We start from the raw sequence: 14693 nt of genomic DNA on the forward strand, positions 1-14693 counted from the left end.
GTCGCACACGGTGAGTTTCACCGAAGAGCTCTCGAGCCCAGAGCCCGCAGCCACCCACGACAACGGGACCATCACTCTCCCAGAAGCCGGCGTGTACCGCCTGACCTACACGGCAACACCTTCGTCGGTCACCACCCCGGCATCGGCATCAATTGCAACCGACGTCACTTCGACTTGCTCGCTGTACCATAACGGTACGCAGCTCCCCAGCTCCGTCGTTGACCTCCCAGTCCTCAACGTGAACGTCCCTCTCGTCCTCACAGTGCGGGTGCCCCTCCAGGGCGGCTCGTTTGGCACCACGACATACCTGGAGGCACAGGCAGGAGACACCATCTCGTTCGCGAGCGAACTCGCCCCGCATGTCCCCGCCGCAGACACCACGGTCACGCTCTCCGTCGAACGAATCGCGTAACCCTAGATGCGCTCTCGCGACTGGCCAACAGGGTGAAGAACGCAAGGTTGCGTTGCTCCACGGCGCGCCCCAACACTGCATGTAGCGTGTCATTATCAACGTCGAGCGCCTCAGCATCACTATCAATTCCGCCGGCGGCAAGTGTCTCGGCTATGCCGCTGCGCCGCGGCGGCGCAGTTCCTGCCGCGTTACCCCGTACAGTTCGAGCAGCGCACGATACATCGTCGATGCCGATCCGAACCCGGACCGCTCAGCGACCTCCCCGCTCGAGAGCGCGTCATGCTCGGGGTTCTGCAGCAGCGACCGCGCGACCCTGCCCCGCTCCCGACGGAGCTCAGCTGCGACGCTCGTCTCATGCCGCGCAAACGCGAGCTGCAGTTGCCGCACGGAGCAGCCGATGGTCTCTGCGAGCTCAGCCGTGTTGAACCCGGGGCGCTTGCACTCACGCGCGATCACACCGATGGCGTTACGCCACACGTCAGAGACTCCCCTGGCGGGCTGCCCCGACAGCATTGGGAAGCGGTGCCGCAACAGGGCTCCCGCCATTTCGATCGCGACGCGAGACACCGTCGCCGCGTCACCCGGGCTCACCTGGGGCGGGGCGGCGGCCAGCTCAGTCAGATAGCTGCGCATCGCCCGCTCAGGCAGCGTGAGTTCCCCATACACAGCAGCCACTTCGGGCAGGTTCGAGAGGAACGGCAGGAGCACCTCACGGTCAATCCGGACGACCAAAAACTTCCACGGCGTCAAGAAGCGCACGCGGAGCGGGAGGCCGCTTGGCGCAATCAGGAGCGGGGCGTCTGACTCAATCCAGGCTCCGTTCTCCAGGTAGGCAAAGGTGCCGCGTTCAACGAAAACGACATCGAAGGTCGGCATACCAGGCACCAACGGCCGGCGCTCGATCTCCGTCGGCCCTCCCGAGGCATCGATGACATACACCGGGCCGAACGCGTGGACGACCGCATCCATGGCGAGCGAATCGCGGCTGCGGGTACCCTCGCGCTGCAGGTCAGCGCTCGAAAACTCGGCCACGTCGCGGTCGGAGATCTGACGCGGGGCACTGGAGTGGGGCATGTGTCAACGGTACCGAACTGTTGACCGCCCCACGGCAGAGACACGGCCGCCTTGTCACACAGCCGCCTGTGTGCGCTGCATGCTTACTCGCGCCGTTTGCTGCGCCAGATCGTGCAGGGCTGCGTCGACCCACGCCGCACTCCGCGGCAGGGTTCAATGATGAAGCTTCCGTCGCTCTCGCGATAGTTTGCAGGGTCATCAGCATCGCATTCCTCGTAGACGTTCCAGAAGATCTCGCAATCGCAGAAGCCGCCGCGCCTGCCCAGGCGGTCGGCGAGCCCCGTGGCGGCGGGCGCTCTCAGATCTCGGAAGCGTTCAGTGAAGCGCAGCGTGGTGTCGCACCCGAACTCACCCAGTTGGCGGCTGACGTAGCACGCCAGACACTCTCGATGATTCGGAACTGCGAGCGTGGACGCGGCCTCACGCAGTAATCGTTCGGCGTACTCGGTCACTTCGTTGTGTAGAGGTTTCATGGGGACAGTATGCACTCGACCTCCGACATGTACACCTCACTCGTTGCCGAACAGGGAAGCAACGCAATAACACCCAGCCTGGCTGGACATCTCAGCTCAGGCCTCAGGGAGCACGATCACGGGTGCCGGGCCAGCCCACCGCGGGCGGGCAAGGAAATCACGTTTGCGTAACTTCAGGAACGCCGCTTGCGCATCAAGTTCGGCAAAATTCCCAACCGCCCACCACGTCACACACTGAGTCCCCCACAGGGCAGGCGGACCAGTACGCAACGTTCGTAGTGCACTAATTCGCAACTGCACCACGGAAAGTCACCACTTGCGGCCTTGTCGAGCCCTCACCTAGTGTCGGGTCATGGCTCAGGCACAGCAGCAGGTCACGGGGACGCCGCCGGGCACCCCAGACAACCACGCTGCCCGCGCCCTGCCGGATTCAGGGCCGGTCGCTGATGTCGAGGTCGGCCAGTTCCTGAACCGCGGCTTGTCCCCCGGACAAACCCCGCCATGAAACGCACTGGTACCTCTCGCCGCACGACTGTCGCCGCCGGAGGTACCGCGCGCCGGTCCACGGCGTGAGTGGGACGCATTCGTCACGGAACCCGAACACCCCTGGGGCAGCACGACCCCGTGCGTGTCCCAGCCAACCACTTCCGCACTGATCCACGCTGTGCTGAAAAGCTCACGGCGGGCGACGTCGCGCACCGTCGATGCGTGGCCCCCGCAGGCCGCGATGCTACCGCGCTGGCTCGCGCGCCGGTGGCCGAACACCCCGCACCGAGACGATGGAAGGACACCTATGCAGTCATTCAGCGATATCCCGCTGCACATTCAGCAAGCGCTCTCCGCGCAGATGCGCCGCGTGGTCAAACATCAGCTCGATCGAATGGCGCGCCAGCCTGGGGCAGCAGCCCAGGGCGGCGAAGGCGCGGGCCAGGCCAGCGGCCCGCTCTCATCGGATGCGCCCGGCGCGATCATCACAGCCGCCCGCGCCGAATATCTCGCAGAGCGTACGTTCTGGAACGTCGGCGGGCCAGACATGCACGAGACACGGGAGCTCACCTTTGATCTCTCGGGAACGCAGGTCCGAGCACGCATGCACCGCCCAACGGACGCGCCCGTTCTACCGGCGATCGTCTTTATGCACGGCGGCGGGTTCATGCTCGGAAATCTCGACTCCCACGATCGGATCGCGCGGGTCCTCGCGGGAGCCTCTGGCGCTGCCGTCGTCGCCATCGACTACTCCCTCTCTCCCGAGGCACGATTCCCCCAGGCGCTCCTTGAGTGCGCCGGAGCCATAGCTCACCTCTCGCTCGGCGGCGAGCGCTACGGTATCGATGGCGGACGTCTCGCCGTCGCAGGCGATTCGGCGGGAGCCATGCTCGCGCTCGGAGCGGTGCTCATGCTTCGCGACGAACCCGCTCGCGTGCCGGGAGCCGTGGCTCAGCCCGAGCGAGTCGTTGCGGCGATCAAGGCGATGCTGCTCTACTACGGCGGGTACGGCCTCGAGGACTCCCCGTCACGGCACCGCTTTGGCGGGTTCTGGGACGGTATGTCGCCCGACGACCTCGCCCTCATCGACGACACCTACCTCACCGAGCCCTCGGATCGAGACAGCCCGTACGCCGCGCTCCTCACCGCCGATCTCGACGCACCGCTGCCACCGGCGTTCGTCGTGGGCGCGGAACTCGATCCCCTCCGAGATGACACGGAGGCGCTCGCACTCCGGCTCGCAGCTGCCGGACACGACGTGCAGTGGTCGATCGTTCCAGGAGTGCTGCACTCGTTCCTCCATTTCGGCCGCATGCTGGATTCCGCGTCGGCCGCCCTTGCGGACGGCGCCGAGTTCGCGAGACATCGCCTTGCGACACAGAGCCCGACGCCCCCGGTGTTCGTGCGCTCCAATGGCAGTCAGGAGAGCCCCAGACAGACACGTTGACCCAAGCGCCAAGCCTCGCACCCTCGGCGCCTCACCTCCTACCCAGCATGCGTTGGGTAGGAACATGCGAAAGGAAGCGATTCAATGGTGAACAGTGCCCCCAGTGTGCGCAGCTCACAGCCCCGGCAGACCCGCCGCCGCGTTCTCGGAGCCGCGCTCGCGCTCGGCCTCGCCACCCTCCTGGCAGCCTGCGGCGGCCAGACGATTCCCGACGCCGGGAGTATTGGCCCAGGATCCCCAGTGGAGGGAGGCACACTCCGCGTCGGTTTCGTCGGCGGTGGCGCCGCAGACACCCTCGACGGCGCGGTCGCGACGAACCTCGGGGACATCGCGCGTGCCGTCAACATGTACAACTCTCTGCTGTACCGCGATGATGACTTCGCGCTGCAGCCGATGCTCGCCACCTCGGTCGAGCCCAACGCCGACGCGACGGTCTGGACGGCGCATCTCCGCACGGACGTGAAGTTCTCGGATGGGAGCCCGATGACCGCTGACGATGTCGTGGCAAGCATCGAGCGCATCGTAGACCCGGAGGACCCAAAGGTCGGCGCGGCCGGTCTCGGGCATCTGCGGGAGGTCGTCGCCATCGACGACGCCACCGTGGAGTTCCGGCTGAGCCAGCCAGACTCCGCGCTCGACGACGGGCTCGGGCAATACACCATGACAATCGTTCCTGAGGACTTTGACCCGGCGGCCCCGGTTGGCACCGGCCCCTTCATGCTCCAGAGTTTCGCCCCCGGGCAGTCGACTGTTCTCAAACGGAATCCCTACTACTGGGGTGACGACGGCCCGTTCCTCGACACGATCGAACTGCTCAACTTCAATGACACCGACGCGCTCATCAACGCACTGCTCTCGAGTCAGGTCGACGCGGTCGCCCAGATTCCCGCGGCCCTCGCCGAGGTCATCGACTCCGATGCACGCATGCATATCCTCGACTCCGAGACCGGAATGTGGTTGCCCTTTACGATGCGCACCGACGTCGCTCCCTTCGACGACGAGCGGGTGCGACAGGCGTTTCGCCTCGTCGTGGATCGCGAACAGATGGTCGAACAGGTGCTGTCCGGCTACGGCACAGTGGGCAACGACATGTTCGCGAGTTTCGACCCGGCCTACCCGGAGTTCCCGCAGCGCACGCAAGACATCACGGAGGCGAAGCGTCTGCTCGCCGAGGCGGGCTACCCAGACGGCCTCTCCGTCGAACTCGCGACAGCCCCCATTCAGGCGGGCACCGTGGAGGCCGCGCAGGTCTTCGCCGAGCAGGCCGCCGAAGCGGGCATCACGGTGAAGATCAATCGCATGGACCTCACGACCTACTGGGGTGACTACCTCGAGTACCCGTTCTCGCAGAGCTTCTGGTACACCCGCAACTTCCTGCCGCAGGCGAACTCGGGCGCCATGCCAGATTCGCCATTCAACGAGACCAACTGGACAGATGAGGAGTTCGTCGACCTCGTGGTGCAGGCCCGCGGCGAGATCGACGAGGCCGCGCGCAGCGCACTCATCGAGCAGGCGCAGGCGATCATGTACGAGCGCGGTGGGCTCATTATTTGGGGCTTCGCAAACCAGCTCGACGCCTACCAGTCCTACGTCGGCGGGCTCGTCCCGAATGCCACGGGGATTCCGCTCTCGGGATTCCAGCTGCAGCGCGTCTGGATTGGAGACATGTCATGATTCTGCGACTCATCGCGCGACGCCTCGCCATCAGCGTCGCGATCCTCATCGTCGTCTCGATGGTGATCTTTTTCATCACCCTGCTCCTGCCCGGCGACCCGGCACAGGCCATCCTTGGGCAGCAGGCCACGCCCGAACGCATCGCAGCGATCCATGAACAGATGAACCTCAACGAGCCGTCGTGGAAGCGCTACGTGCTCTGGCTCGGCGGGCTGTTCGTCGGGGACTTCGGGATATCCGCGGCGACGTCCCAACCCGTCGCCGCGCTCATCGGCGAGCGGGTGGGTGCCTCGTTGTTCCTCATGGTCGCAGCAGCGGTCATCTCGATCCCGGTCGGCATCATCGTGGGCATCTGGTCCGCGCTGCGCCGCGGCCGGCCGACTGACACGGTCATCACTGGCATCTCACTCGTGCTCGCAGCGCTCCCCGAGTTCGTTGTTGGCATTGCACTCGTCGCCCTGTTTTCGACCACGGTGTTTCAGGTCCTCCCGGCTGTGACGATGCAGCCCCCAGGGACGCAGGTCTGGGATTTCCCGTCCCAGCTGGTGCTGCCCGTGCTCGTGCTCGTGCTCGTCGTGACTCCGTACATCGTGCGCATGATGCGCGCGACAATGCTCGAGGTGCTCGATTCGGGCTACGTCGAGATGGCACGCTTGAAGGGCGTGCCGGAGCGCCGCGTGATCATGCGCCACGCGCTCCCGCACGCCATCGGCCCTGTCGCACAGGTCATCGCGATCCAGCTCGCCTGGATGGCTGGCGGCGTGGTCGTCGTCGAGTTCCTCTTCAGGTACCCGGGCCTCGGCCAGGCACTCATCGAGGCAGTGAACTACCGCGACGTGATGGTCGTGGTCGCGATCACCATGATCGTTGCCGTGATCTACGTCGTCGTGAATCTTCTCGCCGACATCGTCGGGATCCTCGCGAACCCGAAACTCCGCACTCGAGGAGGGAATTAACATGTCGAATTCGCAGAACACCTCCGGCTCGCAGCCGACCGACACCCTGTCAGCACAGGATCTCGCCCAGACGAAGTCCGCACACACCGGCGCAAACGTGTCGCTCACACACCGCTTCTGGCGGCAACGGCAGGCAAAGACCGGAGTGATACTCACCGCCGCCGTCGTGCTGCTCGCGTTCCTTGGCCCGCTCCTCTTACCGTGGGCGACAGGGTATACGGCGACAGAGTTCGCCAGCCGCCCGTTCCAACCCGACGGCCTGTTCGGCACCGACAACCTCGGCCGCGACGTGTGGTCACGGTTCTTGGCAGGCGGGCTCAGCCTGCTCATCTATTCCGCGCTCGCCACACTCGTCGGGCTCGTCATCGGTGTCGCCTTCGGCATGACTGCGGCGTATACCGGCGGCTGGCTCGACTCGCTCCTCATGCGCGCGAACGACGTGCTCCTCGCCGTGCCGCAGCTGCTGTTCGCACTGCTCGCGGTGACGGTGCTCGGCCCACAGGGCTGGGTGCTCGTCACCGTGATCGGTATCACGCACGCACCGCGGATCGCTCGAGTCGCGCGTTCTGCCGCACTCAACGTCATCAACGAGGACTACATTCTTGCGGCTGAGATGTACGCGGTCCCTCGCGGCCGGATCCTCACCCGTGAAATCCTGCCGAACATTACCGGTCCGCTCGCCGTCGAGGCGGGGCTCCGACTGACGTACTCGATCGGCGCGATCGCGTCGCTCTCGTTCCTCGGGCTCGGAATTCAGCCGCCCGCGGCAGATTGGGGCCTCATGATCAACGAGAACCGCATCGCGCTGTCACTCCAACCCGCTGGCGTGCTCCTCCCGGTCCTCGCAATCGCGATCCTGACCGTCGGTACCAACCTCATTGCGGACTCGATCGCACGCGCGTCCGCCAACACGAACGCAGGTGAGCAGTCATGACCCAGCACTCCCCCGTCGCGCCCATCGCGACGGATGCGCACAAGCACGGCACCGCCTGGCAACTTCGCATGTCCGCCGACGAGCCGATCCTCGAGGTCGACGATCTCACGATCGCGGCAACAGCGACCGACCTCGCTGTGGTGTCAGAGGTCAACCTCGACCTTCGAGCTGCAGAGATTCTCGCACTCGTCGGGGAATCCGGATCTGGCAAGACGACCGTCGGCCTAGCGATCCTCGGCCACATCCGCCAGGGTCTCGCGCACACCGGCGGCACGGTCACGCTCTACCCGTCTGACAGTCCGCAACCTCGGGAGATGCTCACGCTCGACGAGTCGTCGAGGCGCCAGCTCCGCGGTGCGCGCGTCAGCTATGTGCCGCAGGATCCGGCGCTCTCGCTCAACCCAAGCATTCGCGTTGGCGCACAGATTCGCGAGGTGCTCGACATTCACGACTATGGCGCGTCAGAGGCCGAGCGGGCGGATCGAGTGCGCTCGGTGCTCCGCGAGGTGGGGCTCCCGGATAGCGACGAGTACTTGCGCCGCTGGCCGCACCAGCTGTCGGGCGGACAGCAGCAGCGCATCGGAATCGCGATGGCGTTCGCGATGTACCCCGACGTCATCGTGCTCGACGAACCCACCACCGGCCTCGACGTCACCACGCAGGAGCAGGTACTCGACACCATTCGCGACATGACCGTGAAGAACCGGGTTGCGGGGCTCTACATCACCCACGACCTCGCCGTCGTTTCGGAGATCGCTGACCGGGTCGCGGTGATGCTCCGCGGCGAGATCGTCGAGGTCGGAGACACCAGCCAGGTACTTGTGCGCCCACAGCACGACTACACACGCCGCCTCCTCGCTGCCGTGCCCGATCTTGCAGGCAAGAACCAGCTCGGCAAGCTCTCGAAGATGAACGCGCGCACCACAGAGTTCTTGACGGGCGAGCTCGACATCCTCAAGCACACCGCCCCCGACATGGTCGTCTCCCGCTCAGGCAACGGCGACGGGGGTGGCGTCACCGGAGGTGGCGCCCACGATGCTGACGACGCTCCGGCCGGCGCGGCGCCGGTTGCGGGGGCGGCGCAGATCTCGATCCGCGACCTCCGCGTCGCTTACGGCAAGAACCAGGTGCTCCGCGGTATCAACCTGGATTTCGCGGCGGGCGAGAGCACGCTCCTCCTCGGCCAATCAGGATCGGGCAAGACAACACTCGCCCGATCCATCGCCGGCCTGCTCAGAGGGTATACGGGTTCCGTGAGCTACCACGGCGAGGAGCTCGCGACGTCCACGCGGGGGCGAACCCAGGAGCAGCGGCGGGAGATCCAATACATCTTCCAGTCCCCGTTCTCGTCGCTGAACCCGCGACGCACGCTCGGGCAGTCGCTCCTCGTGCCACTCGAGATGTCGAGCGAGCACAGCGCAGAGGAGCGCCGCGAGCGGGTGAGAGACGCCCTCGACGCCGTGCAGCTCGGCCGCCAGTTCTACGACAGGCGGCCTGGCGACCTCTCGGGCGGCGAGCGTCAACGCGCCGCAATCGCGCGCGCCCTCGTCAACATGCCATCGGTGCTCGTGTGTGACGAGATCACGTCGGCACTTGACGTCTCGGTGCAGGCGAACATCATCTCGCTCCTCCACACCCTGCAGGAGGAACGAGACCTCACCGTGCTCTTCGTCACGCACAACATCGCCCTGGCGCGCCACGTCGCCTCGCGCGTCGCCGTACTCAACCGCGGCGAGATCGTGGACGATGGCCCGGTGGACGAGGTCCTGAACAACCCGAAGCACGCCTACACGAAGGAGCTCCTCGCCAATATTCCGACGCTGTAGGGCCGCGCCCACGTATCCGCCGTGGCGCGAGGCGTTGAGGATGACGCTCGCGGGTGCCGGGTCAGTCGGTCACGGGCAGGCCCGCGAGGAATGCCTTCGTCTCTGCCACGACCTCGTCACTCTTCGTGTGATGCAGGTAGTGGTCGGCGTCGATCTCGCGCGTCACCGCATAGTCGACGGTCTCCGCCTGCGCCTCGTGCATCGCGTTCCACGTCGGGAAGTCAGGGTTCTTCGCCTGGTACATGAGCAGCAGCGGGAGATCCTTCGGGAATGTCTCGCCCGCGGCGCCGGCGAAGTTCTCCCCGAGGTGGTTGATCTCGTCGATGTAGGTGGGCGCCATCGAGTTGCGCATCGTCAGCACGTCGAGCCGCTCCCGATCCAGATCTGAGTACGCGGGGTTCCCCTCGAGCGGGCTGCCCGCGAGCGACGTGACGACCCGCATGATGCCGAGCCCCCGCAGCGCGGGGCCCGCTCCGATGATGCCGGGAACCTCGTCCATCCCCGGCTGCTCGGGCACCGAGGTGTCGATCCCGACAAACGCTGTGACCTCGTCGGGGTACGTGTTCGCATAGCGCAGGCCGTAAATCCCAGTGATCGAATGCCCCATGAGGATGTATTCCTCTGCGCCGACCGCGGCAACGGCCTCGTGGACCTCGCGCACGATGTTGTCCGTGGTGCGTGGCGTATCGGCCTGATCGCTGAGCCCGTACCCGAAGGGTTCAACGGCGATGATGCGGTATTCGTCCTCAAGCCCTGCGATCACGGGAGCGAAGTCGGCGACGGGCGAAGCGGTGCCAGCTCCGGGCGTGAGCACAATGGTCTGCTCGCCCTCGCCGAAGACTGCGACGTTCATCTGCTTCCCGTCAACCTCGACGAGTTCACCGTACGGTTCGAGGTCTGCGACCTCCTTGTTCGTGAGCACCACGTTGGCGATCGATGTCGTCGCGAGGGTCACGCCGACGAGCGCGACGACCGTGCCCAAACTGATGAGGGTGATTTTCAGGGGCTTCTTCACGGAGACCTTTTCGTTCGGCAGCGGATGCGGTGAAGGGTTAACTGTGTCATGGCTCGGGCGAATTGGCCTGGGAAATACCCGGGCAGGGTGCAGAACAGTCGCGGGTTACGCTGGAGGCGTGCCGTCGTTTCGTTGCTTCGGTGCGTCGCGAGATGAGGGGTGTCATGGGAGAACCGACGACGTGGACAGCCGGGGACGCTGAGGGGTTTCTCGCTGCGCCGGGCCGTGACACCCATAAGTACTCGCGCGGCGTGCTCGGCCTACGCACCGGGTCCGCCGCGTATCCGGGCGCTGCCGTGCTCGGCGCCGAGGCCGCGTGGCGCACAGGCATCGGGCTGGTCCAGTTCTCGCCGCAGCTCGAGGACGCCGAGCCAGCGTTCGGACTGCCCTCCCCCGCAGCGGCAGTCCTCGCCCGACGCCCGGAGACCGTCGTGTCCGAGGTGACGGGGCGCTGCGACGCGTGGCTCATTGGCAGCGGAACCGACCCCCGATTGCGGACGGCTGCCGAGCAGGCCGCATTGGAAGCGCTGCTGTCGGAGAGGAACCCGGTGGTCATTGATGCCGGCGCGCTCGATCTCGGCGCGGTCCGGTCGACCGAGCGCCGTCGCACCGCGCCCGCAATCCTGACTCCACACGCCGGTGAGTTCGCTGCCCTCTGGAATGCGCTGGAGGCGCCGCGCCCCACGTCGAACGCGGACGCGGCCGCAGACCTTGCGCGGCGCCTCGACGCGACGGTGCTCCTCAAAGGATCGATCACGATCGCCGCGGCGCCCGACGGCACGATCCTCCGGGTGGGGCCCGCTACCCCCTGGCTGGCCGCGGCTGGCACTGGCGACGTGCTCGCCGGGATCCTCGGCGCGCTCACGGCGAGCCACGCTGACGCGGTCCGCGCGAATCCGGCGCTCCTGGCGGAGCTCGGTGCTACGGCTGCGCTCGTGCACGATGCGGCCGCGCGGATCGCGGCGAACGATCCACACGGCCCACACTCCACGTCGGGCACCCCGATCACCGCGCTCGACGTGGCGGGCGCTATTCCCGCGGCGGTCGGGCGGCTGCGGGAGGCACGGGGCTGAGTACTCCGCTGAGCGCAGCGAGCACTGTGTCCCGGCGCAGTCGGGCAGGATCGTCGGCAAATGCTCCCTGCAACACCGACCCGACATGGGCGGCAGTGACCACCCTGGCGGCCTCCTCGACATCGGGCAGCAGCGCCCCGCCAACCGCATCGGCAATCTGGGTGAGCACGGGAATGAAGCCCGCTTGGAACGCCTCGCCGTGCTCGCGCAGCACCGCGCTCAGCGCCGGGTCCGCCGCCGCGCGCAAGCCATACAGTGCTCGCAACGCGTACCACTGGGCGTCGGCTGGGATGACGGCGAGCAACTCGTCGACGACCGCCTCGAGCGTGCCACCGGCCTCGCTGTCAGCGAGCCCCATCGGTCGAGGCGCCACCGCGTGGCTGCGCAGGCGCTCGATGAGGGCAGCGGTTTTCCGTTCGTACAGCGCAAAGAACACGTCATCGACCGTGCGGAAGTTTGAGTAGAACGCACCGCGCGTGAAGCCCGCGCGCGCACAGATTTCGTCGATCGAGGCGCTCGGCGTGCCATGCTCGGCGAAGAGCGCTTCCGCCGCGTCGATGATCGCCGCACGCGTGTGCGCTCTGGCTCGTCGCTTCGGCGCCGCGCCCTCGTGAGGCTCAGTGCCACCTGAGAGTTTTGGCTCGACCTTCGACATTTCCTCCCCTTCGCCGCAATCTCGATACATAATGAATTCAGTAGAAACTGTATCGAATACTCACGGTGAGCACATCACCAGGAACGAGGGATCCCATGCAATTCGCACTTCCAGCAGACGCAGCACAGCGGCCGATCGTCATCGTCGGCGGCGGCACCCTCGGGCGCCGCATCGCCGCGGTCTTCGCATCGGGCGGAGCTGACGTACGGATCGCCGACCTGCAGGAGGCCCAGCGCACTGGCGCACTCGAATACGTCGAGGCAACCGTGCCCGAGCTCACCGCTCGACTCGAATCGCAGGGCATCTCGGCAACGGCCGGAACCGTCACTGCCGTGGCAGACGTCGAGTCGGCGCTCCCCGGAGCGTGGCTCGTCGTCGAGGCAGTTCCCGAGCGACTCGACATCAAGCGCCCGCTCTTCGGCACACTGGACCGGCTCGCTGACGCAGACGCGTTGCTCGCCACGAACTCGTCCTCCTACGCATCGAGCAACGTCATCGACGAGGTCTCGAACCCGGAGCGCGTCTTTAACATGCACTTCGCCATGCCACCGCAGAGCATGGCCGTCGAGCTCATGAGCGACGGCCACACGACCGAGGGCCTCCTCGAAGCCGTTGCAGGCGAGCTCAAGCGCTTCGGGCTCGCGCCGTTCATCGCGCACGCCGAAAGCACGGGCTTCATCTTCAACCGCATTTGGGCTGCCATCAAACGCGAATCTCTCGCAGTGGTCGCCGCTGGCGTCAGCACCCCCGAGGACGTCGACGCGATCATGCAGGCCAACATGGGCATCGCGGTCGGCCCGTTCGCGCTCATGGATCAGGTCGGACTCGACGTCGTGCTCGACATCGAACAGCACTACGCCGACGAGAACCCGCACCTTCCCGAGGCACCGCGCGAGCTCCTGAAGACCTACGTTGCGGCGGGCAAGCTCGGCCGCAAGACCGGCGAGGGCTTCTACAGCTACGACAAGTAGCCGATGACACCGGGTGCGATCGCCAGCCTTCCTGGTCGGCGATCGCACCCGACTCACGCACCCCGTTTACTCCTCCGGATGGAACGTCAGCACGAGCTGTGCATCCTCGATCGCGTGCACCTCGTGCACGACATCTCCAGCGGCACGCACGAGCGCGCCCTGCCCGAGTTCGTGCGCGTGGCCTCCAATGTCCATAGTGACGCGTCCGGAAGCCACATGGATGAGCACCGGAACTCCAGAGACATGCTCGGCGAGCGTGACACCGGCCGGGATATTCAGTGTCCGTACGCGGAGCCGGTCGCCGTCGAACACCCTCCCGACACTCACCCGCCCCTCACGCGTCGGCGCGAGGGAGACAAGCGCCGGGATGCCGGTTGCGAGGATATCGAAATCATCCGCGTGGTCAATCATACGTGTGTGCTCTTTCTGTTGCTGGGGCGGCCCGTTTAGAGGAGCCGCACCCGTTTGCGTTCAACCTCAATGAGGGTTTCGTCTTGCATGCGTCGCAGTTCACGCATGAGCGCTTTCGGGTTCACTCCAAGGTAGTCTGCCCAGTCAGCTCGCGAATACGGGAGGAGAATCTCGCCCTCACTGGAACGGCCAAAGGACTCGAGCGACATGAGGATCCTGTTACGCAATCTCGGCTCCGCAAGCAGATTCAGACGCACGCTGAGGTGCACGAGTTTCTTTGACATCTCCTGCACGAGGTTCGCGTGCAATCGGGCTGCACCACGCTGGCTCGCCCCGAGCAGCCGGCCCCGGTGGAGGAGCAGAACCTCGGCGTCGGTGAGCGCGACGATTTCCACCGGCGAGGGGCCGTCGCTCATGACCACAGCTTCCGCAAACGAGTCCCCCGGACCGAACCGCTCGACGATTTGTGTATTGCTGCCGCGGGGCACCGTCGCTTGGACGGCGCCGGTAAGCATGACCGGGAAGAAACTCATCCGCTCCCCGATGCGGATGATTGCCTCTCCCTGCCGATAGCTCTGGGTGATCGCACGGACTGATTCGAGGAGTCCCGCGTGTTCCTCGCGCGGAATGCCCGCAAATACGCGGGAGCGATAGGTTGCGGCTGCGTGGTTCGCCATGCCTCTCCTCACTTCTTGCCGTCACTGGACGAGAGCGTGAGCGTGTGTGCGTCGAGCAGTCCCGCGTCGTCACGACCGTGCGTCGCGGCAAGCACCGTCCGGCCTGCCGTGCGAGACCTGAGGTACCCAACGACTGTGTGTTTCGTATCCCAGTCGAGTCCGGTGAAGGGTTCATCGAGCAGGATCAGTGTGCTCGGAGCGAGCACCGCACACGCGAGCGACACCCGGCGACGCATACCGCCAGATAGCTCACGCACAGGCTGCGCAAGCGAGCGCTCGGGCAACAGTTCAGAGAGCTCCTCACGAATCCACGGCTTCGAGACGCGGCGGTCCGGGTGAACGAGCGCGACGTTCTCCACTGGGTTCAGTGTTTCACTCAGGCGATCTTCTTGGAACATCACCGAGAGTGCCCTCGGGTCAACACCCAAGATACGGCCGCTATCAGCCTGTTCGAGGCCCATCATGAGCCTGAGCAGGCTCGTCTTGCCGACTCCAGACGGACCCATGAGACAATACCTGCCACCTGCGTCGAGCCGGAAGCTCACGTTATCAAGCACCTGGTGTAGTCCGAAGCGCTTCGACAGCCCGTCAACACGGATGTCCCCCACT

At 65.8% G+C, this 14693-nt stretch carries 16 protein-coding genes; 9 read left to right on the forward strand and 7 right to left on the reverse strand.

Features of this window, described 5'->3' with window-relative positions:
- Positions 1 to 412, forward strand: a 412-nt coding sequence (locus AUL38_RS17405; RefSeq protein ID WP_201023735.1) for a hypothetical protein, incomplete at its 5' end; no start/stop codon positions are given.
- Positions 413 to 562: 150 nt separating this feature from the next.
- On the opposite strand, the gene AUL38_RS10720 is transcribed toward AUL38_RS17405, so the two are convergent.
- Complete coding sequence (locus AUL38_RS10720) at positions 563 to 1486, reverse strand: helix-turn-helix domain-containing protein (RefSeq protein ID WP_059062025.1); 924 nt, start codon at positions 1484 to 1486, stop codon at positions 563 to 565.
- A gap of 83 nt (positions 1487 to 1569) precedes the next feature.
- Positions 1570 to 1938, reverse strand: coding sequence for a DUF2695 domain-containing protein (locus tag AUL38_RS10725; protein ID WP_059062027.1), 369 nt, complete (start codon positions 1936 to 1938; stop codon positions 1570 to 1572).
- A gap of 373 nt (positions 1939 to 2311) precedes the next feature.
- Between AUL38_RS10725 and AUL38_RS17410 the strand changes: the two genes are divergently transcribed.
- The 6 genes from AUL38_RS17410 (at position 2312) to AUL38_RS10750 (ending at position 9282) form a co-directional block, all read left to right on the forward strand.
- The gene (locus tag AUL38_RS17410; RefSeq protein WP_161937435.1) at positions 2312 to 2464 is read left to right on the forward strand and encodes a hypothetical protein; all 153 of its coding nucleotides are present in this window, start codon (positions 2312 to 2314) and stop codon (positions 2462 to 2464) included.
- Positions 2465 to 2752: 288 nt separating this feature from the next.
- Positions 2753 to 3892, forward strand: coding sequence for an alpha/beta hydrolase fold domain-containing protein (locus AUL38_RS10730; RefSeq protein ID WP_083506799.1), 1140 nt, complete (start codon positions 2753 to 2755; stop codon positions 3890 to 3892).
- A gap of 84 nt (positions 3893 to 3976) precedes the next feature.
- Positions 3977 to 5566 carry an ABC transporter substrate-binding protein gene (locus tag AUL38_RS10735; protein ID WP_059062029.1) on the forward strand — a complete coding sequence of 530 codons (1590 nt, stop codon included), beginning with the start codon at positions 3977 to 3979 and terminating at the stop codon, positions 5564 to 5566.
- The gene (locus AUL38_RS10740; protein WP_059062031.1) at positions 5563 to 6522 is read left to right on the forward strand and encodes an ABC transporter permease; all 960 of its coding nucleotides are present in this window, start codon (positions 5563 to 5565) and stop codon (positions 6520 to 6522) included. The genes AUL38_RS10735 and AUL38_RS10740 overlap by 4 nt, the downstream gene beginning before the upstream one ends.
- A 1-nt stretch (position 6523) precedes the next feature.
- Positions 6524 to 7456 carry an ABC transporter permease gene (locus AUL38_RS10745; RefSeq protein WP_083506800.1) on the forward strand — a complete coding sequence of 311 codons (933 nt, stop codon included), beginning with the start codon at positions 6524 to 6526 and terminating at the stop codon, positions 7454 to 7456.
- Positions 7453 to 9282: an ABC transporter ATP-binding protein gene (locus AUL38_RS10750; protein ID WP_235590690.1), complete on the forward strand. Its 1830-nt coding sequence runs from the start codon at positions 7453 to 7455 to the stop codon at positions 9280 to 9282. Before AUL38_RS10745 ends, AUL38_RS10750 begins: the two co-directional genes overlap by 4 nt.
- Before the next feature lie 61 nt (positions 9283 to 9343).
- Here AUL38_RS10750 and AUL38_RS10755 read toward each other — a convergent pair whose 3' ends face one another.
- Positions 9344 to 10297: an alpha/beta fold hydrolase gene (locus tag AUL38_RS10755; protein WP_059062033.1), complete on the reverse strand. Its 954-nt coding sequence runs from the start codon at positions 10295 to 10297 to the stop codon at positions 9344 to 9346.
- Positions 10298 to 10461: 164 nt separating this feature from the next.
- Here AUL38_RS10755 and AUL38_RS10760 point away from each other — a divergent pair, with 164 nt between their 5' ends.
- A complete protein-coding gene (locus tag AUL38_RS10760) occupies positions 10462 to 11370 on the forward strand; it encodes an ADP/ATP-dependent (S)-NAD(P)H-hydrate dehydratase (protein WP_059062035.1) in 909 nt (302 codons plus the stop codon).
- Here the strand turns inward: AUL38_RS10760 and AUL38_RS10765 are convergent.
- Positions 11327 to 12025: a TetR/AcrR family transcriptional regulator gene (locus tag AUL38_RS10765; RefSeq protein WP_059062037.1), complete on the reverse strand. Its 699-nt coding sequence runs from the start codon at positions 12023 to 12025 to the stop codon at positions 11327 to 11329. The genes AUL38_RS10760 and AUL38_RS10765 overlap by 44 nt on opposite strands.
- 95 nt (positions 12026 to 12120) lie before the next feature.
- Between AUL38_RS10765 and AUL38_RS10770 the strand changes: the two genes are divergently transcribed.
- Positions 12121 to 12996, forward strand: coding sequence for a 3-hydroxyacyl-CoA dehydrogenase family protein (locus AUL38_RS10770; RefSeq protein WP_059062039.1), 876 nt, complete (start codon positions 12121 to 12123; stop codon positions 12994 to 12996).
- A gap of 66 nt (positions 12997 to 13062) precedes the next feature.
- Here the strand turns inward: AUL38_RS10770 and AUL38_RS10775 are convergent, their stop codons facing one another.
- Genes AUL38_RS10775 through AUL38_RS10785 form a run of 3 tightly spaced genes read right to left on the reverse strand, consistent with a single transcriptional unit; the run spans position 13063 to position 14692 of the window.
- Positions 13063 to 13407, reverse strand: coding sequence for a hypothetical protein (locus AUL38_RS10775; protein WP_059062041.1), 345 nt, complete (start codon positions 13405 to 13407; stop codon positions 13063 to 13065).
- Positions 13408 to 13442: 35 nt separating this feature from the next.
- A complete protein-coding gene (locus AUL38_RS10780) occupies positions 13443 to 14084 on the reverse strand; it encodes a Crp/Fnr family transcriptional regulator (RefSeq protein WP_059062043.1) in 642 nt (213 codons plus the stop codon).
- Between the two features lie 8 nt (positions 14085 to 14092).
- Complete coding sequence (locus AUL38_RS10785) at positions 14093 to 14692, reverse strand: ATP-binding cassette domain-containing protein (RefSeq protein WP_201023736.1); 600 nt, start codon at positions 14690 to 14692, stop codon at positions 14093 to 14095.
- Position 14693: the final 1 nt, after the last annotated feature.

The organism is Leucobacter sp. G161 (genome assembly GCF_001482305.1).
GTDB lineage: Bacteria > Actinomycetota > Actinomycetes > Actinomycetales > Microbacteriaceae > Leucobacter.

Coding starts and splice junctions, on each gene's coding strand:
- AUL38_RS10720 (WP_059062025.1), bottom strand. CDS start 1,486: ATGCCCCACTCCAGTGCCCCGCGTCAGATCTCCGACCGCGACGTGGCC.
- AUL38_RS10730 (WP_083506799.1), top strand. CDS start 2,753: ATGCAGTCATTCAGCGATATCCCGCTGCACATTCAGCAAGCGCTCTCC.
- AUL38_RS17410 (WP_161937435.1), top strand. CDS start 2,312: ATGGCTCAGGCACAGCAGCAGGTCACGGGGACGCCGCCGGGCACCCCA.
- AUL38_RS10750 (WP_235590690.1), top strand. CDS start 7,453: ATGACCCAGCACTCCCCCGTCGCGCCCATCGCGACGGATGCGCACAAG.
- AUL38_RS10765 (WP_059062037.1), bottom strand. CDS start 12,025: ATGTCGAAGGTCGAGCCAAAACTCTCAGGTGGCACTGAGCCTCACGAG.
- AUL38_RS10740 (WP_059062031.1), top strand. CDS start 5,563: ATGATTCTGCGACTCATCGCGCGACGCCTCGCCATCAGCGTCGCGATC.
- AUL38_RS10770 (WP_059062039.1), top strand. CDS start 12,121: ATGCAATTCGCACTTCCAGCAGACGCAGCACAGCGGCCGATCGTCATC.
- AUL38_RS10745 (WP_083506800.1), top strand. CDS start 6,524: ATGTCGAATTCGCAGAACACCTCCGGCTCGCAGCCGACCGACACCCTG.
- AUL38_RS10760 (WP_059062035.1), top strand. CDS start 10,462: ATGGGAGAACCGACGACGTGGACAGCCGGGGACGCTGAGGGGTTTCTC.
- AUL38_RS10775 (WP_059062041.1), bottom strand. CDS start 13,407: ATGATTGACCACGCGGATGATTTCGATATCCTCGCAACCGGCATCCCG.
- AUL38_RS10735 (WP_059062029.1), top strand. CDS start 3,977: ATGGTGAACAGTGCCCCCAGTGTGCGCAGCTCACAGCCCCGGCAGACC.
- AUL38_RS10780 (WP_059062043.1), bottom strand. CDS start 14,084: ATGGCGAACCACGCAGCCGCAACCTATCGCTCCCGCGTATTTGCGGGC.